The organism is Staphylococcus sp. GDY8P45P (genome assembly GCF_017892745.1).
GTDB lineage: Bacteria > Bacillota > Bacilli > Staphylococcales > Staphylococcaceae > Staphylococcus > Staphylococcus cohnii.
The window spans coordinates 1-19,288 of sequence record NZ_JAESLS010000010.1 but is presented as its reverse complement, the minus strand read 5'-3'; the positions used below and the strand labels follow the sequence as shown (position 1 = coordinate 19,288).

Here is a 19,288-nt window from a genome sequence, read left to right as displayed (position 1 = left end):
CCACATCATGGGGTTAGTGCAGTGGCAGAGGGCAGGTTTTTTTGTTTCTTTTTTCTCGTAAAAAAAAGAAAGGTCTTAAAGGTTTTATGGTTTTGGTCGGCACTGCCGACAGCCTCGCAGAGCACACACTTTATGAATATAAAGTATAGTGTGTTATACTTTACTTGGAAGATACACCGAATGAAGAAACACTGAAGCAACAACTACCTAAAGATTTTAAGAGTTATTTTATTTTAAGTCTTTATAACATGAGTGAAGCGAATTTTTAAATTTCGATAGAAATTTTTACATCAAAAAGCCCCCTGTCAAAAATGACGAAGGGGGTTTTTTGCGCACGCTTTTCGAAGAAAATAATACGACTTGAAAAGTGGTGTATAAGTGCGCCCTTTTAAATTTTGAGTGATTATATTTTTTGAGTTAGAAAAAGGGATTGGGAAAATTTCCCAAAATAATTTAAAAAATAAGCAAAAATTTTCGATAGAGAATGTGCTATTTTTTGTCAAAGGGATATACCTTGACTGTGCTTGCTGTTACACGAACTTAATTTTTTTGATATAAGTTTTGGAATTTAAATCACTCTTAGAAGCTCATATTTGCGTTTTAAGACGTTTTAAATATATCTGCGTATATTTTTATGTGTTTTATCTTTTCGTCGGCAAATGCGTTAAAAACAGCGAAATAAAAGAGGTCAAGGGCGAACGTAGTGAGTGTATTTACCCTTGATCTCTTTTTTTGAGTTGTTTAGCTTTTGCTAAGACGACGGAAAGAAACGAATGCAGTTATCAAGTTGCTTTTCAGAGGCAAGGTCAAGCGCTTTGCGCTTGTTGGGTGTGGGCGAATAGCCCACGGTTTTATTATTTGGAAATTTAGTGGGAGCAGGGGGCGAAAAAACATGGGAATTTTTGGAGCGAAAAAACATGGGGGCACTACGACGGATGTTGCGAATTCCTTGGTCATCTCTGGACTTAGTCCGTATGAGACTACGCGACGCTTTTCTGGGTCATAGACGGTTGCCAGATAAACCCACTCACGATTCATCAACTGGATGTACGTAATGTCAGTTGCCAGAACGCCACTCAAATCATCCAACTTCTTCATGAGGTTGGGCTTTTGAGGTGTGTCAGTGGTTGTTGTTGGCTTCTTGTATGACTTCTTGACCATGCGAGATTTGAGATTGAGCTCATTCATGAGTTCCCAAACCAAACGATCACCAACATCAGTCTTCAAAATGAAGCGCAAGAACGCTGCGATACGACGGTAGCCATAGATGCCACGATTGGTGTTATAAACGGCTTTAATTGCCGTTTTCAGAGCAGTACGCCGTGTTTCTCGTTGGCTAGGTTGCCAGTTTTTCCATTGATAATACGTGCTTCGAGCAATGTTCAAAGCCGATAAAACGCTTGTTATGCGGTGTCCCATTGCGAGTGACCGGTCAATGATTTCCAGTCCTAACTCGCGATTTTGCGTTAATTGTACTTCGAAAGCAACACCGCGGCTCGTTTTAAAATCTCAAGTTCTTCGCGAAGTTTGGCGTTTTCCTTTTGTAATGCGTTTACATCAGCTTGCGTCCATTTCTCGCCGTCCACTTCGTGGACTGTGTACAATTTGACCCAGTTACGGATTGAATCGGCCGAAGGCCCGTACTCAGCGGCTAGTTCAGTGTAAGAACGCCCTTGGTTGTGCATCTCGACAAGAGATTGCTTAAATTCTGGTGAATATCGAATCATATAAAAAATGCTCCTCTGCTATTAGTTTACAGGGCAGAGAAAAATCTGTCCGTAAATCTAGCATAAGAGCATAAGCAGTTTCTGATTCAACCTCCTTAAAAATTATTTGCTCAATATTCGAACACACGTTCGAGTAGACGGCTTAATTTTAGCACAGAAAAACAAGAAAACAAATTTTTGTCGGATTATTTTCGAACAAAAAAGATCTTCCAGGAAAATGGGAAGATCAAGTAAGCTATATATTTTTAAGGGCCCATTTTTATATAATCGCCCCTCGAAAAGACTATTAAAACAACCCCTGTTATCTAACTAGTATATAGCAGGGGTTGTTTTTTTGTTAAGTGATATAATAAACCATAAAAGAAGTTTAGAAATACGGTCCTGTTCATCAATAAATAAACAATTTAATTATTTAATTTCAGAAAGGTATATATGAATCATGGCGCAACAAATTGTCCTACCCATCAAAGACTCTAACGTTTTAAAGATGGTACAAGATACACTTCTCGATAGTTTCCGTGCTGGTCGCCGAAATTACACCATTTTTCAAGTTGGTAAGGCCACGCTACTACGTGTGAGTGATGTCATGACATTAAGAAAATCAGATGTCTATAATCCAGACGGCTCTGTCAAAAATACAGCCTTTATTCATGATAAAAAAACCGGTAAAGCAAACACGTTATATTTAAAGCCTGTTCAGCAAGACTTGCTGCAATATCATGATTGGCTGGTACAAGAAAACATTAATTCGGATTGGTTATTTCCCTCAACGGCCCATTCAGACCGTCACATTACTGAGAAGCAGTTTTACAAGATTATGGCACGCGTTGGTGATCTATTAGGCATCAACTATCTAGGTACACATACCATGCGTAAAACAGGTGCTTATCGTGTTTATACACAATCAAACTACAACATTGGCTTAGTCATGCATTTATTGAACCACTCAAGTGAGGCCATGACGCTCACTTATCTTGGCTTGGATCAAGCAAGTCGAGAGACTATGTTAGATCAAATTGATTTTGGTTAAACTCATGCCCTAACCAGACTCAAGCGATACTTTAGTGACTTATCTAGCTAAAATTTGCTAACATTTGTATTAAATATATAAGAGATAAGAGTTGATCATATGCAATTAGTTTACAGGGCAGAAGAAAATCTGTCCGTAAATCTAGCATAAGAGCACTATTCTTTTAGATAGCGATGTGGGGATTGACGATGACACTTAGTTCTCGTCCCCTGTTCTTCGGGGTAGTTATCGATCCGATGCTTCACTAAATAGCATAACCATTAGGGGTCAATTATTATTTTAGCTGTCAAAAAATGTGACAACTAACGATACACTACTATATAGAATGTCACTTTTTTTGACAAATATTATAATGATTTCCCTTATATTAAAAGTATACTACATTTGATACGTTAATAATTAATCATATATAAAACTTAATATAAATTTAACTTTTCTTCCTTTTTAATTTGAAATAAGGGATAAAATTAGTGACTACTGTTCAGGAAAGTAAAAATATACTTCTATATTAAAATAATAAAAAAGCCATACACAATAAGTATTTATTTTTTGATATATTTAAACTAATAGTAATCTAAAGAGGTATTATTAATGACAACAATAGGTTTTGAAGAAAAATTATGGCAAGCTGCCGATAAATTAAGAGAAAGCATGGATACTGCTGAGTATAAAAATGTAGCATTAGGTTTAAACTTTTTAAAATATGTATCAGATTCTTTTGAAGAAAAGCATGAAGAATTGAAGCAAGATCTTTATGCTGACGAAGAGGATAAAGATGAATATTTAGCAGAAAACATTTTCTGGGTGCCAAAAGAAGCAAGATGGCAATATATTAATGACAATGCGAAAAAAACAGAATTTGGACAAATTATTGATAAAGCCATGATTGCGATTGAAAATGAAAACGAACGCGACATTATCTAAGCGTTTCTCTGAAATGTTAGGAAACTCGATTAATAAATATAATAGCCGTTCCATTGAAACATCTAAAGTGATTGAAGAACTTATTCAACTCGCTAAAGATATCAAACAAGAACAACAACGAGGAAATGAATTAGGTCTGAATTCAGATGAGATTGCATTTTACGATGCTTTAGTTTCACATGAAACAGCGAAAAAAGCGATGGAAGATAAAGAACTACGTGCTATTGCTCATGAGCTTACTAAAACAGTGAAAGAAAACATGGGTGTTGATTGGTCTAAACGTGATAGCGCAAAAGCTAAAATGCGCGTAGCTGTTAGACGATTGCTTAAAAAATATGGCTGTAGAACAAGCAGAGCTTATGGCAAGTAATCAATAAAAAATAAACTATAAGTAGCTAGTTACTTTAACCCCTTCTACATTAATATAGTTATTTAAACCATAAACACTCAGTTTTTTTGTACAATTACCTATATAATAATCTACACTCTTATATTTAGCTATTTAATTATACCTACATAATATATTAAACAATATTTTTTGTATAGAAATCTCCAAAAAACCCCACATAATATCTAAATATTTGCTATATTTGTGTAAAGGATAATATAGAGGTGGAATATAAATGGCGACAATTGGATTTGAAGAAAAGTTATGGCAAGCGGCAGATAAATTACGGGGAAGCATGGATGCAGCAGAATATAAAAATGTAGCATTAGGCATTATATTTTTGAAATATGTTTCTGATTCTTTTGAGGAAAAGTATGAAGAATTATTGAATGATGAATACGCTGATGAAGAAGATAAAGACGAATACTTAGCAGAGAATATTTTCTGGGTTCCTAAAGAAGCACGTTGGCAATATATTAACGATAATTCTAAAAAACCAGAAATTGGTCAAATTATTGATAAAGCAATGATAGCAATTGAAAAAGAAAATGAATCATTAAAAGGCGTGTTACCTAAAGATTACGCAAGACCTGCATTAGATAAAGAAAAATTAGGCGATATTATTGACCTATTTACATTCAAAGTTGGAGATTCTGAAAGTAAGAAGCAAGATATTTTAGGTCGTGTTTATGAATACTTTATCGCAAAATTTGCAAGCGCTGAGGGTAAGAATGCTGGGGAATTCTATACGCCTGCTTCAATCGTTAAATTACTTGTTGAAATGATTGAACCTTATCAAGGTAGAATTTATGATCCTTGTTGTGGTTCGGGTGGTATGTTTGTACAAAGTGAGCATTTTATTGAACGCCATCAAGGTCGTATAGGTGATATTGCTGTTTATGGTCAAGAATCTAATCCAACTACTTGGAAATTAGCAAAAATGAATTTGGCTATTCGAGGGATAGATAGTGATTTAGGTGATCATCATGCGGACACATTTCATAATGATTTACATAAAGATTTGAAAGCTGACTTTATATTGGCTAACCCACCATTCAATGCAAGTGATTGGGGACAAGAAAAGTTATTAGATGATTACCGTTGGAAATTTGGTATTCCTCCTAAAGGCAATGCCAACTATGCATGGATTGAACATATGATTTCTAAACTTGCACCAAGTGGTACAGCAGGATTTGTATTAGCGAATGGTTCAATGTCTACAAGTGGTAAAGATGAATTAGAGATACGTAAAAACTTAATTGAACAAGACTTAGTTGAGTGTATTGTCACATTACCAGGGCAATTATTCTATTCAACTCAAATTCCAGTATGTTTGTGGTTCGTGACAAAAAATAAAGCTAAAAATGGTAAGAATGAACGACGTGGAGAAGTACTATTTATAGACGCTAGAAATATTGGAAGTATGGTATCAAGAACATTAAAAGAATTCTCAGATGATGAAATAAAAGATATAGCAAATGTCTATCACTCATGGCGTGGTACAAACGATAATCAATATGAAGATAAAGCAGGATTCTGTAAAGTAGCAAAGACAGAAGAAATAAAAGACAATGAATATATCTTAACACCAGGACGTTATGTAGGCTTAGCAGATGTAGAAGAAGATTCAGAACCATTTGAACAGAAAATGGAAAGAATCACAGCAGATTTAAGTGAACAATTTGCGAAATCAAAAGAACTCGAAGACCAAATCCGAAAATCATTGGAGGGGTTAGGTTATGGAGTTTAAAGAATACAAGTTAAGCGATTTAACTATTAACGGTAAAGGTGAATATGGAATAGGAGCTTCTGCAGTTGAATATAACCCTTCTCTATATAGATATTTGCGTATAACAGATATTGATGACAATGGGTTTATCAATACTGATGAATTAAAAAGTGTAAATGATAAAAATGCTGAAAATTATTTACTTAAAGAAAATGAGATTGTATTTGCCCGTACTGGAAATAGTACCGGCAAAAGTTACTTTTACAATGGAGAAGATGGGCCATTAGTGTTTGCAGGTTTCTTAATAAGATTTAAACTTGATTCAAAAAAAGTGAATCCTAAGTTTATAAGATACTATACTTTATCTGAAAATTATAAAGGATGGATTAATCAATTTGCCACAGGAAGCACGAGAAAAAATATAAATGCAAAAACATATGGCAATATGATAATCAAATTACCTCCACGTAGCTATCAAAATTATATAGTTCAAATCTTAGACTCATTAGAAGAAAAACTAAAAGAAAATAAAAAAATCATAGCAAATCTTGAAGAACTTTCACAAACACTATTCAAACGTTGGTTTGTTGATTTTGAATTTCCTGATGCAAATGGAAATCCATACAAATCAAGCGGTGGAGAGATGGTTGATAGTGAATTAGGTGAAATACCTAGAGGTTGGGCAATTGGTCACTTTAACCAATTTTGTAAAAAACCTATTGCTGGGGATTGGGGTAAAGAACATCAGCAAGGCAACTATAATAAACCAGTGAGAATTATAAGAGGGGCTGATATTAATGATTATAGTAAAGGTGGAAAAGGAAAGTCTCCAATAAGGTTTATATTGGAAAAAAACTTTGATAATAAAAAATTAATATCTGGAGATATTATTGTTGAAATATCTGGAGGAAGTCCTACTCAATCGACAGGAAGAACATTATTAATAAATAAGGAGATACTTCAGAATAGTAACTATGGATTGGTATGTACAAATTTTTGTAAAGTAATACGTCCAGTAGATGAAAAGTATGGAGAGTGGATTGCTTATTATTTTAATTATTTATATTTTAGAGATGTATTTTTTAATTATGAAAATGGTACTACTGGTATAAAAAATTTAGATTATAAATCGATATTGAATACAATGAAGATAATTGTGCCAATCACACAAATTTTAAATAACTTTCATAATGTAATTTCTAATTACAAAATTAATATTCAACGCTTAGGTAAGGAAAATGATTATTTATCCCAACTCCGTGACACATTACTACCAAAATTAATGTCAGGAGAAATTGAGATACCTGATGATATCGAGGTGAATGAAGATGAGCTTTCAATTTAGTGAAGATGATTTAGAACAGGTTGCACTGAAGTGGTTTGAGGGTCTTGGCTATTCTGTTAAGAATGGTCGAGATAGTAGTGACAATGGGATTATGAATGAACGGGAGAGCGACAAAGATGTAGTGCTTGATGATCGTTTGGAAGCAGCTTTGAGACGTATTAATCCTGAACTAAATAATAGTGCAATTGAACAGGCAATTCGTGAAATTTCTATTGAGAAGTCTCCTAGTTTATTAGAGAATAACCGTTCTTTCCATGAAATGATTACAAATGGTATTGAGGTTGAACATTATAATGATGATGGTGAAACGATTAATGATTTGGTGTATGTATTCGACTTTGATAACCCGGGAAATAATGATTTCTTAGCGGTTAATCAATTAACTGTTGTGAATGGAGATTATAAAAAAAGACCTGATATTGTGTTATTTATAAATGGATTACCAGTAGTGGTAATTGAACTGAAAAATTCTACAAATGAATCTGTTGGTATTGAAGACGGATATCATCAGTTAGAAACTTATAAAATGAGAATTCCACAACTATTTAATCACAATGCAGTATTAGTGACGAGTGATGGTGTTAATACAAAAGCTGGTTCTTTAACTGCTGATTATGATCGTTTTATGACTTGGCGTACTAAAGATGGAAAAACTGAAGATTCATCAACGTTTCGTAGTTTAGATATATTGATTCACGGTATGTTAAATAAGGAAGTACTATTAGATTTAATTCGTCATTTTGTTTTGTTCCAAGATGATGGTAAAGGAAATATAGTTAAAATATTAGCTGCATATCATCAATATTATGCAGTGAATAAAGCTGTTGATCGTGCTATGGAAGCAACATCTGAACATGGTGATGGTAAAGGTGGTGTTATTTGGCACACACAAGGTTCTGGTAAGAGTTTGACAATGGTCTTCTTCTCAGGAAAGTTAATTCAAAAATTAAATAATCCAACATTAGTGGTCGTAACAGACCGTAATGACTTAGACAATCAATTGTATGGTACTTTTGTTAAGTCCAAAGGACGCTCAGGTAAAGGATTACTAAGACAAACACCTAAACAAGCAGAATCACGAAAAGAATTGAAAGAACTATTATCTGTAGAATCAGGTGGTATTGTATTTACAACTATGCAGAAATTCGAACCTGAAGAAGGTCAAGTGACAATGGATGCATTAACAGAACGTAAAAATGTAGTAGTTATGGCAGACGAAGCACACCGTACACAATATGGCTTCAAAGCAACTTACGATGAAAAAGGTGAAGGTATTAAATATGGATATGCAAAATATTTAAGAGATGCTCTACCTAACGCTTCGTTCGTTGGTTTTACTGGAACACCTGTATCTTCTACAGATAAGAATACGCAAATGGTATTTGGTAATTATATTGATGTATATGATATGACACAATCTGTAGAAGACGGTAGTACGGTTAAAATATACTATGAAAGTCGTATTATTCCATTAAATTTACCAACCGATTTAGATATTGATGAAGCATATGATGTCATTACTTCTGGCCAAGAAGAAGATACTAAATCTCGATTGAAATCTAAATGGTCACGTATAGAAGCTCTATCTGGTGCAGAACAACGTGTACATGCTTTAGCGACTGATATTATAAATCACTTTGAAACAAGACAGAAGGCTATGAAGGGTAAAGGTATGATTGTCACAATGAGTCGTCGTATTGCAGTTGATTTATATGATGAAATTGTAAGACTTAAACCCGAATGGCATTCTGATGATGATGACAAAGGTGTTATCAAAGTCGTTATGACAGGTTCATCAAGTGATCCGCAAAACTTCCAAAAACATATAGGTCCGAAAAAGCGAAGAAACCTTCTAGAGAATCGTATGAAAGATGTTAATGATGAATTGCAACTCGTAATTGTGCGAGACATGTGGTTAACAGGATTTGATGTACCTTCAATGCATACAATGTACATAGATAAACCGATGAAAGGTCACAATTTAATGCAAGCTATTGCACGTGTTAATAGAGTATTTAAAGATAAACCAGGCGGATTAATTGTTGACTATGTAGGTATTGCTGAAAGTCTGAAGGAAGCATTAAAAGAGTATACGGACTCTGATAGAGAACAAACAGGCATAGACACAGATAAAGCTCTTGAAGTTATGTTAATGAAATACGATATCATACAAGATATGTTGTATAATCATGACTATTCTGATTTTGAGTCAGAAGATCAATTAAATCGCTATAATGCTATCTCAAACACGATGGATTATATCATTGGATTAGGTGAGAAAGAAAGAGAGCGATTTGTGACAACAGTGACAGAGCTTTCTAAGGCATTTGCATTATGTGCGACAGAGGAAGCTGCTCAAGAATTGAATAGTGAAATTGCGTTTTTAAAAGCCGTAAAATCAGGACTTGTTAAATTATTAGCTCCACCTAGTGAAGGAAGCAAGCGTAAAAAGACACCTGCTGAAATAGAAGCAGAAATAAATCAATTGATTTCAAAATCAGTTGTAACTGAAGAAGTTGTAGATATTTATCAAACACTCGGAATTGAAAATCCAGATATCTCAATCTTGTCAGATGATTTCTTAAAAGATGTAGAAGGACTAAAGCAAAAAAATGTTGCAGTTGAGTTGTTGAACAAATTACTTAAAGGACAAGTTAAGTCATTAATGAAAACAAATGCTACAGTGTCTAAGAGGTTTTCTGAGATGTTAAGTAAATCAATACAAAAATACAATAATCGTTCTATTGAAGCTTCAAAAGTAATAGAAGAATTAATTCAAATGGCTAAAGAAATTAAGCAAGAACAAAAACGAGGTAATGACTTAGGTTTAAGTACTGAAGAAATTGCATTTTATGACGCATTAGCTTCACATGAAACAGCAAAAGAGGCAATGGGCGATAAAGAATTAAGAGCCATTGCACATGAATTAACTAAAACCGTTAAGGATAACATGAGTGTGGATTGGTCTAAACGTGATAGTGCCAAAGCTAAAATGAGAGTACAAGTTCGTAGATTATTAAAGAAATATGGCTATCCACCAGATCTTCAGAAAATAGCAGTAGAACAAGTAGTAGAACAAGCAGAATTAATGGCAAGTCAGCAATAAAAATAAATTCAATGAGCGCATCCAAAGTTTGGATGCGCTCATTTTTCACTTTATAAAATTAAATTCAATTTCAATCACTCGCTGTGGCATTTCTAATACTTTCTTATACTGAAAGTATTGATAAAATTGATTCAATTCCTTTTTAATCATACAGAGAATGCGTCTGTCTATATCCTTCATATGAGGATATTTTGAATTAATATCTAGAAATTCTCTAAACGCTTCTATACTAAATGTATAAGTACCTTCATCTTGATATTCTGTAAATAAGCGATATAAATGTTTAGAATATATTGATTTTAAGTTAGTGAAATCAGACATTGAAAAACAAATACTATTCTCATCAAAGTTATTTAAAAGGTATACGAAATCTGGATTTAAGGCTATAGATAACTTTTTACCTTCAAAATCAATCATAGTTTTATCATCATTAAACATACTTAACTGCTTACTTTCAAATTCACTATAAACACTGAAATTTAATGATTTTGCCTTTTTAATAGTATTTGTAAAGTCCGGTTCAAAACGCTTTTTACTACGACTTGTATAATTAGCTATTTTCTTTATTTCACTAATTTCTAATATCATACGCTCGGATCCGCAATGTTTTAACAAGCTACATATAGCAAAAAATAAATTAAGTTCTACTGCTTTAAAATCATTAAATATAACTTTATTTAAATCGCTATGATATTTTACAAACACATTTCCATTAAATTTTGTCATGAATTTTATTCCTCTCCATGTTATAAGTTAGCACTCGCCAAATTTATTAATAGTTTCCCACTTCTATATAATCATATTAATCAATTTCTCAATACTTCTCTATTGTTATTTTAAAAAAGTTTGATTTATTTAAATATCCATTTGCTTCTTGCTTTTGGATTGAGTGGATGAATAATTTCATTGGTCTGCGGATTGACTAATCTCTTCACTTTCTTTTTATGAGGTTTCAACATTTCCAACACTTCATTGACTCTAGACTCAACAGAAGCTTTTTTAGCGTATGCACCCCAAGCTAATATAACTTCATCAGATTCTTTCACCGCTTTCATAATTTGAATGTCTGTATGCTTGTCATGGCTATTCTCTAAATGCTTTATATTTATTGGTGTCGTAATATTGGAGTATAAATTCACAAAATGGATTGAACCAAAATCATCCATTTCTACAACTTTGTTCATAATTAGTTGAGTCGTTAAATCTAATTTTTTCGTTCCTTCGAAATTTGGATAACAAGTTATAACTGAAATTATCTTTTTATCATTGTCCCATGTTTTTTTGAGTAAGTAACGATGTTGATTATCGTCACTAAATATTGCTTCAGTTTCTATTGTACATTGTATATTCTGCATGATTGATGCCTCCTATTAATATTCTTCAGGTAACAACATAACATAATAAGAAAGGTCTACATCATCTTCTCGGATAATGTAGACCTTATTAATATTGATAGCTTTTGAATAATTTGCCTTATGAATTTTTACGTACTCTGGACGTTCTTGTTTATGTTTGATGTAAAGTTGGTCACTATACATATTAAATTGGAAAATATGAAAATAATCTGTGACTTGCTCTTTAGATTGTTCGTGTTCTCTATATGAGACAATTTTCCATAATTGTTGCTGTAACATTGCTGGCAAGTAATTGGCAATACCACGTGTAATATAACGTTCCATGCTCATTTCTCCTTTTCTATATCTTTCATTATTGTAATAACTTCCGTAATGACTGTGACGCTTATCTGAGCTATGTGTATCCATTTATTCATTATTATAATTCTCCTTTTCAAGTAAGTGTCTTTGATCTAGTAGTGGCATAACTGTGTTATGAAGATATAAGAAGTCCACATCGTTTGTTTCATCAATATAACCAATCGCAATAAGTTGTTTTTGATAGTAGAGGATAAAGGGGTATATATGCCTTTCATGAAGTGCCTCCGAATAATAAGTGTATGTCTGTAGTATTTTATTACTTAATGGACCAAGTCTTACGTATTGTTCAGGAAGCACATTATCAGCTGTTTCATCAATTGCTTCACAATCCCATACCTCGTCTTTGGGTAATTTGAATAGATTCGTAATATAGTTTTTGAGTTGTTGTTCCAATGTCATAATTATGACCTCCTTGTGTATTTGATTGATGCATACATTTATCACATCATTTTGATAATATATATCTGATATTCAGTTCATTTCTCTCACTTTCATCACTCGTGGTTAAGTGGCAAAAGTGGTAATTTTGTCGATAGAATATTTCTGTGTACCGTAAATAATAAAGTGAATTTTGGGCATAAAAAAAGACCCCCAATCTTTTTTCAAAGATTGAGGGATAAGACTTTCATCAATTTTATACCGCACGAGCTTCACTTTTTTATCTGTAGTAATTTCAACAGAATCAATCAACAACTTCATAAGCTGATTTTTTGCTTCAGGATTTGCTTCTTTTAAATAAACACTAAAACGACTAATTATCAAAGTTAAACGACTCTTCAACCTATCAAAGTCTGGTACTTTTGTTTCTTCTAGATTAGATTGTTGAGACGTTTTGATTTGTTCTTCAAGAGCTTTAAGTCTATGATTCAATTGATGCTGTTTTTCTTTCAACATTTCACTATTCATTTGGTCATCTAAAAACAATTCTAATAAACGTTCTTGTTGTCCTTTAAGTTTAGCTTTTTGTTTTTCTAAACTATTAATATCAATGATAATGTTACTTTTATTGTTATGTTTTCGTTTCAACTCTTCTATAACATTAGTCGCAATTTGTTTAATGACTTTTGGTTGAGATAAAATACGATTGAGGTGAACGTTAATAACATGTTCTACAACTTCCGCATTAATCGCATTACTATGACATGCAGAACTACCAGAACGATTGAATAATGAACAAATGTAATAACGTTTAATTGTACGTTCTTTTGATTTTTTCGTGTTGTAATAACTACGCCTACATACCATATTATTACCGCACTCTGGGCACTTGATAAGTCCACGTAAATAGAAGTCTCCACCAATTGGTCGTCCTGGTTTAAAACTTTTAGATACTAATTTATCATGTACTTGATCAAACATTTCCTCACTTATAATTGCTTCATGCTTGCCTTTCACCAAAATCATGTCTTTTTCGTCACTTTTACCACTTCGACGTTCAACTGACCAATTTTGATAGTTATTAAATCTCACAAACCCCTTATATACAGGATTATTCAAAATATATTTAACTCCAAACACTGAGAATGGCTTTTGGTTAATCGTGCGATGACCTTTTTGATTCAATATTGTTGTTATGGCTTTAAGTCCTTTATTATGATTCAAATACAAATCAAATATTTCTCTGACAATATTAGCTTCATTTTCATCGATAACCAAATCATTTTTCTGTGTCAGTGGATTAAGTGATAGTTTGTAGCCTAAAACTCTTCCTGTTATAGCTTCTCCATTGCGTGCTTTTGCATTCATAGACATCTTAACATTAGATATCAAGCTCTGTCTTTCTATAGAACCTATCAAACCAAACATTGTGACTAAAACTTCACCAGACGCATTTGAAGTATCAATGTTTTCTGAAATTGATTTATATCCTACACCATGTTCTTTAAGCTCATAAATAATATTAAATACATCTCGCATTGAACGAGAAATACGATTCAATTTCCAACTTAGTACCATCTCTACTTTATTGTCTTTGACATCCTTTAATAATCTTTTCATTGCAGGACGATCTTCAATATTCTTTCCTGATATCCCTGAATCAATATAAGTTTCATAGTCATAACCTGGATAGTTTTTAACAACTTCTTTGATGAGGACTTGTTCTTGTTCATGAATAGAATATCCACGCTCAGACTGTTCTGTCGTACTCACCCTTGAGTATAGTGCAATTTTTCTTTCCATAATATTTCGCTCCTTTTACTTAGTTGTCGTTATAGACCTTGGTATATAACATCAATGTAATAATATATATTTGTAGATTTGTTTCATTTCTACCAAATAAAAATATGTGTACTACAGGTTGCATCCTGTAGTACGTATTTAGATTATTTACCTTTATTAATACGTTCTTCCATTATAGGAACAAGCACTTCTATAAATGCTTCAACTTGTTCATTATTCATACTATTCAACACCTTTCTTGGTTTGTTTCTACAGACAAATTGTTATCAACAATCATGTAATATACATATTTAAATCCAACGTTTCAGCAAATGCTCTATCAATTTTTATGTGATAAAAGACTATTGATTCCAATTCATCATTACCATTCTTCACTTTTCTTTGATTTGTTTTTCTGTCTTTATCTGTAACTAATTTATTGTCTCTATCCAATGCTTTGATTACATTTTTTGTATCCTCAAACCCATTATCCTTTAACATACGTTCGAAGATAGAACGTACAATCTTTACTTCAACATAATCATTTTGAACTATTATAGTTCCATTGTTTTCAATCATATTAGATAATGATCCATCTTTGATAAACTTCCCTTTATTTACTGCGACATATTGAATAATAGCTGTCATTGCTTTTTCAGTTAAAGAGCGCTCTGATATTGTATTTTTATGATATTCTAAAAGATATTTTTTCATACCTTCTTTATTCAATGTCAAACCTAAAGCACGTTCAAATACAGTTGCTGTAGTTAAAATTACAGCATACCTACTTATCATTCGCATTCCTGTGTTGCTTTCTTCATTTGCTAATTCAACTTCAAACCACTTTCTATGTTCTTCATAAATAGTGACCAATTCCTCTTCATTATTTAATAAATACTCGGAGATTATTGGCAAGATATGACCATAATTTTTTCTTACAACTTTTTTAATAGCATCCGAATTCGAAGATGATGATGTTATGGCATCATTAATCTCAATGATACGTACCCTTAATCCATCATTTTTTGCTGAATTATTAAAAATACTATATTCACCCGTTGAAATAATTGAAGTACCTGAATTGAATTTTTCCCTTGTGTTACCATTTTTATCTGCTCGTTCTCTTCCTTGCCCTTCGCTTACAGAATATAACAAGTTGGTTAGATTACTAATGGTTGAAGTCGATAATTCATCGAATATCACTGGAACCCCGAAGTTTGAACTCACGATATTTTCAATACCTACTTTAGTCGCATTCCAACTACAAAATAAAGTATTATCTCCTTTATTAGGATTACCTGCTACTGATGCTGCTAACATAGCTGCTGTAGTTTTGCCACTAGATGACTGTCCTGTCAATGAATATATTATTCCTGTAAACTCAATTTCATTTAGCAAGAATAAATATCTTGTAACTAATGAACTTACTCCAAAGATGGTAATTAGTTCTAATACAACATTGCCATTCACTTGCTGCTGAAACATTTTAAGCCATTCATCTAATTTACCTTTAGGCGATAAATCATATTTATTATCACAAATCACTTGATTCATATCTTGCTCAGTCATTGAAGGACTGAAATGGATATCATCAAGTACAACAACTGTTCCTTTATTTGTAGGTAAAACACCCACACCTTTATAAAAACTACTTTTCACCGTACTATCTCTGTACTCCTGTAAAGCATTACTCAATTCTTTAATGCGATTTTCATTAATAGTAAATCCCATTTCTATTAATTTAAACAAATTACGTGAACTTAATATGCTTGAATCTAAAATGTATTCCTCACCATCTATATCTTGTATGATAAGCTGTTCCTTTTTATATACTCGATCTTTATACTTAGCAACTATAAAAATTGGAGAAGCTAGTTTAACTAGCTTCTCACCTTCTCCATCATTGGTACCTTTCATTTTCTTAAAGCAACCATTTGAATTTATTAAATAATTATCATTTTCAAATTTCATTACTTCTTTACCTCCATGCATAATCTTATTTACAAATACTACTTAAATATCATCGAAACCGTAAAAATCCGTAAGTCTTACGAAAATAAGTTGATTTTTATTGCAAAACATTTCAAAATGTACAGACTCATTCAACATTACATAATATCGAAACCGATTTTCGACATTTTCTACTAACTTTGTTGTTGGATCCTTTGCACCTGTATCTATTAGCAAATGTTTCACAGTAAATTTTTCATTTGCTCTCTTACTTAATGCTTCTTCTAGACATTTCAAGAACCATTCTCTGCCCATGTTACCTAACCTCTTCTCAGTCGAATGAAACTTTCATCATCTAATTCATACATATAACTGCACCCTTTAAATTCATAAAAGAATAAATGAAACAACATATCGACTAATTTATATTCTATTTGACTGCTAAATTCATGTAGTAAATCTAAACCCAATTCTATTTCACAACCTTCGAATGAAAATATTTCATGATCGGGCATATTTATTCCTACTGAGATTAATTGATATAAAATATCAATAGCATGTTGACTTAATTCAGTTTGAATTGATAAAAAATTACTATTGCCATCCATTGATATTAAAAAATTATTTGCTTTTATTTCCATTTCCTTTACCTCCTAGATTAATTACCTTTGAAAAATCTTAACTATTATATTTTCTGCTTCGCCTTCTTGTAACTGGCATAGCGTGAAATGTTCTTCAAGATACATTTCAAGTAAAATGTTAATAGCATATACTTCCTCATCGTAAATGTCGCCATAAACATCTTCACCAACCATATCCAACAAGTCGTATATTGAAAATTCAGTTTTACTTGGCAACATCAAAGCCTGACCAATCAAAAGAGTAATTAAATTTTTACAATCACTTGTTATTGTGAATTGTGTAGTATACTTAAATTGCTCTCCTTTTATTGATTCAATTTCTATGTGATGAACTTTCTCATCATGGGTATAAACATCTTTCATTACATATGTTTTCATTATAAAAACCTCCTAAGATTTATACTCAAGCAATAACTTAAGTTAGCTATAATATACATCCTTATAGGAAAGGCAGTTTCCATTTAAAAAATAATAAATGGAATTGCTTTGAGCAAAATAATTGACAAAATCAGAGGTGTTTGATATGGAGTTTAAAATTAAGCAAGTTGCCGATAATAATTATATATTTCTAGGATATGTATTAGACTACTGTAGAGCATCATTAAAAACATTGGATATTGATAAATCTTTAACTATTTCTATAAAGCAATTAAATAAGGGTGAGAGTTTTAGTGAGTATACTTTAAATGGGATTGTAATATATATTTATGACGAAGATATTGAATCAATAATTAGATGTAGTAGTTCAAAGGTTGCTTATAAATTATTAATCCGCCGTGTTTTAGATTCACTTTATGATGCTTTAGAAGCTGATTTAAATAAAGAAACTAAAATGAATCTTTGGAATAATTTCGAACGATCAACACTCGATTTTTTCAAACATAAACTTTTTGACAGCGAAATAGTAACTCTTCCTAGAATGATGTTTGAATATGATTATATGAATAAGCATTCAATGAAAGATATTGAGAGTAAAAAAGAACGAATCCATAAGATTGATTTAGTCTATAGTGTTTTTGGAGATGTTCATACTCCTGCATATTTTGACTTTTCAGATCAAACAGTTAAAGATGTAGAAAAAAATGAAGATGATATTAATGAAATTATTGAAGAGCTTATTAAAAGTAATATACAAAAGATAACGGAACCGGAGTTACCCGAGCCTATTAAGTTAATAAATTCAAATTTAGAAGATATAAAACCATCAAAATACAATCCTGAATCTATTTTCGCTTTAAATAATATTATGCATTATATTGATAAAATCTTTTATGAAATCGTGGGTGACAATATGCACTTCCAATTAGCTGATGTTAAAAACTTTGCAGCAGATAATATTCATTCATCTAATCAAGAGTCTATGGGAAAGGGAACTATTTATAATAAATTTACTCCTAGAACATTTAATTTTCACGAATTCGTAATTATTTCAGCTATAGCTACTTTTTACAAAAACCCATACATAAAAATGATGGATTTAGGAAAGTTTTCATCTCACAAAGCTGAAGATTTTAATACACTTAAGAAGGATTTAATTAATATACCTGTACTAATGAGCAACTTTATTATAGATAAAAAAATTGCATTTGCTGATGACTTAACTGATTTCATATGGACAAAAATTGAGGGAGTAATTGATATTAATAAACAAAACGAAGTTGCAAGTCTAATTGATAATATTTTTAGATTAACTTTCACTCCTTTAAACACAAAGAAACATTATAATGCCGTTCAAACAACATTTGATATTACGGATAGATTAACTTATATCATTAGCAACACTTCTAAATATAATAATTTAATAAATTATGAGGATTTAATAAACAGTATAATAAACTCAATTAATAATTGGATAAAGTATCACAACAACTTCATCCAACAAATGGAAAGTGATGTAGCATCATTAAACTTTGTATCAGATAAATATTACTTAGACATATTTGAAGCCAAAGAGCTAGACAATGATTTTAATAATGATGATGATAGCCTACTTAATTCAATGACTTCTTTTAAGTCATTATTAGATAATCTAACTAATAAAGTAGATGAAAAGCTAGTTTGTACTCTAATTACAAAAACAATTAAGAAACTTTAATAATCAACTTTGTGTAAACCACGAAACCTCTTAAAAATAATTAATTAACTTATTAAAATGAGACTTATTGAAATAGTAAAATATGTCTTAATTTATAATTATTTAATTATGTGGTTTTGTGGTTTGAAATCTAGTTATCTTTTATTTATTACATCTCCGTACTCAGACTTTAAATATGTACCTTCCAATGTATATTTCATACATTAACCCTCTTTTTTAAAAAGTATTAAGTATTTTTGTTACTATTTATGTTGGAATGTCAACAGTTTCTTAGACACTTTTTATGTGTAAATTTTTAAACGCCACAGGCGTTAAATGGTTCTGTTGCAAAGTTGAATTTATAGTATAATTTTAACAAAAAGGAGTCTTCTGTATGAACTATTTAAGATATAAACAATATAACAAGGATGTTATCACTGTAGCCTTTGGCAACTAACTAAGATATTCATTGAGTTATCGTGATATATCTGAAATATTA

The 19,288-nt window shown here is 31.7% G+C and carries 16 protein-coding genes and 2 pseudogenes; 7 read left to right on the top strand and 11 right to left on the bottom strand.

From position 1 onward, the window contains the following. Nucleotides 1-741: 741 nt before the first annotated feature. Together KA873_RS11845 and KA873_RS11840 are read right to left on the bottom strand one after the other, a co-directional pair. Nucleotides 742-1,419 carry an IS3 family transposase gene (locus KA873_RS11845; RefSeq protein ID WP_096541189.1) on the bottom strand — a complete coding sequence of 226 codons (678 nt, stop codon included), beginning with the start codon at nucleotides 1,417-1,419 and terminating at the stop codon, nucleotides 742-744. Between the two features lie 47 nt (nucleotides 1,420-1,466). Beyond that, nucleotides 1,467-1,727, bottom strand: a complete 261-nt coding sequence (locus KA873_RS11840) for a transposase (RefSeq protein WP_003610944.1) — start codon at nucleotides 1,725-1,727, stop codon at nucleotides 1,467-1,469. 439 nt (nucleotides 1,728-2,166) lie between these two features. On the opposite strand from KA873_RS11840, the gene KA873_RS11835 reads away from it, so the two are divergent. The 6 genes and pseudogenes from KA873_RS11835 to KA873_RS11810 all read left to right on the top strand — a co-directional run bounded on the left by KA873_RS11835 (nucleotide 2,167) and on the right by KA873_RS11810 (nucleotide 10,249). Beyond that, nucleotides 2,167-2,757, top strand: coding sequence for a site-specific integrase (locus KA873_RS11835; RefSeq protein ID WP_204168885.1), 591 nt, complete (start codon nucleotides 2,167-2,169; stop codon nucleotides 2,755-2,757). 591 nt (nucleotides 2,758-3,348) lie between these two features. Continuing rightward, nucleotides 3,349-3,666, top strand: a pseudogene (locus KA873_RS11830) (type I restriction-modification system subunit M N-terminal domain-containing protein); the annotation flags it as partial. Next, nucleotides 3,656-4,058: pseudogene (locus KA873_RS11825) on the top strand (type I restriction enzyme endonuclease domain-containing protein); the annotation flags it as partial. The pseudogenes KA873_RS11830 and KA873_RS11825, both read left to right, overlap by 11 nt. A gap of 246 nt (nucleotides 4,059-4,304) precedes the next feature. Further along, complete coding sequence (locus KA873_RS11820) at nucleotides 4,305-5,819, top strand: class I SAM-dependent DNA methyltransferase (protein ID WP_210140473.1); 1,515 nt, start codon at nucleotides 4,305-4,307, stop codon at nucleotides 5,817-5,819. Next, nucleotides 5,809-7,143, top strand: a complete 1,335-nt coding sequence (locus tag KA873_RS11815; protein ID WP_210140472.1) for a restriction endonuclease subunit S — start codon at nucleotides 5,809-5,811, stop codon at nucleotides 7,141-7,143. Before KA873_RS11820 ends, KA873_RS11815 begins: the two co-directional genes overlap by 11 nt. Then, complete coding sequence (locus KA873_RS11810; protein ID WP_210140470.1) at nucleotides 7,127-10,249, top strand: type I restriction endonuclease subunit R; 3,123 nt, start codon at nucleotides 7,127-7,129, stop codon at nucleotides 10,247-10,249. Before KA873_RS11815 ends, KA873_RS11810 begins: the two co-directional genes overlap by 17 nt. A gap of 45 nt (nucleotides 10,250-10,294) precedes the next feature. Here KA873_RS11810 and KA873_RS11805 read toward each other — a convergent pair whose 3' ends face one another. The 9 genes from KA873_RS11805 to KA873_RS11765 all read right to left on the bottom strand — a co-directional run bounded on the left by KA873_RS11805 (nucleotide 10,295) and on the right by KA873_RS11765 (nucleotide 17,093). After that, nucleotides 10,295-10,975, bottom strand: a complete 681-nt coding sequence (locus KA873_RS11805; protein WP_210140464.1) for a replication initiation protein — start codon at nucleotides 10,973-10,975, stop codon at nucleotides 10,295-10,297. Nucleotides 10,976-11,100: 125 nt separating this feature from the next. Next, complete coding sequence (locus KA873_RS11800) at nucleotides 11,101-11,604, bottom strand: DUF1643 domain-containing protein (protein WP_210131720.1); 504 nt, start codon at nucleotides 11,602-11,604, stop codon at nucleotides 11,101-11,103. A gap of 15 nt (nucleotides 11,605-11,619) precedes the next feature. Further along, complete coding sequence (locus KA873_RS11795; RefSeq protein WP_064210983.1) at nucleotides 11,620-11,928, bottom strand: DUF960 family protein; 309 nt, start codon at nucleotides 11,926-11,928, stop codon at nucleotides 11,620-11,622. An 84-nt stretch (nucleotides 11,929-12,012) separates the two neighbouring features. Continuing rightward, a complete protein-coding gene (locus KA873_RS11790; protein WP_204173556.1) occupies nucleotides 12,013-12,363 on the bottom strand; it encodes an SAUGI family uracil-DNA glycosylase inhibitor in 351 nt (116 codons plus the stop codon). A 105-nt stretch (nucleotides 12,364-12,468) separates the two neighbouring features. Further along, nucleotides 12,469-14,145 carry a cassette chromosome recombinase CcrC gene (ccrC, locus tag KA873_RS11785; protein ID WP_210131722.1) on the bottom strand — a complete coding sequence of 559 codons (1,677 nt, stop codon included), beginning with the start codon at nucleotides 14,143-14,145 and terminating at the stop codon, nucleotides 12,469-12,471. A 273-nt stretch (nucleotides 14,146-14,418) separates the two neighbouring features. Beyond that, a complete protein-coding gene (gene cch1 / locus KA873_RS11780) occupies nucleotides 14,419-16,095 on the bottom strand; it encodes a cassette chromosome replicative helicase (protein ID WP_210131725.1) in 1,677 nt (558 codons plus the stop codon). A gap of 42 nt (nucleotides 16,096-16,137) precedes the next feature. Further along, nucleotides 16,138-16,389 carry a hypothetical protein gene (locus tag KA873_RS11775; protein WP_107590409.1) on the bottom strand — a complete coding sequence of 84 codons (252 nt, stop codon included), beginning with the start codon at nucleotides 16,387-16,389 and terminating at the stop codon, nucleotides 16,138-16,140. Nucleotides 16,390-16,394: 5 nt separating this feature from the next. Beyond that, complete coding sequence (locus KA873_RS11770) at nucleotides 16,395-16,715, bottom strand: hypothetical protein (RefSeq protein ID WP_204168505.1); 321 nt, start codon at nucleotides 16,713-16,715, stop codon at nucleotides 16,395-16,397. Nucleotides 16,716-16,736: 21 nt separating this feature from the next. Then, complete coding sequence (locus KA873_RS11765; RefSeq protein ID WP_204168506.1) at nucleotides 16,737-17,093, bottom strand: hypothetical protein; 357 nt, start codon at nucleotides 17,091-17,093, stop codon at nucleotides 16,737-16,739. A 145-nt stretch (nucleotides 17,094-17,238) separates the two neighbouring features. On the opposite strand from KA873_RS11765, the gene KA873_RS11760 reads away from it, so the two are divergent. Then, nucleotides 17,239-18,810, top strand: a complete 1,572-nt coding sequence (locus KA873_RS11760) for a hypothetical protein (protein WP_210131727.1) — start codon at nucleotides 17,239-17,241, stop codon at nucleotides 18,808-18,810. Nucleotides 18,811-19,288: the final 478 nt, after the last annotated feature.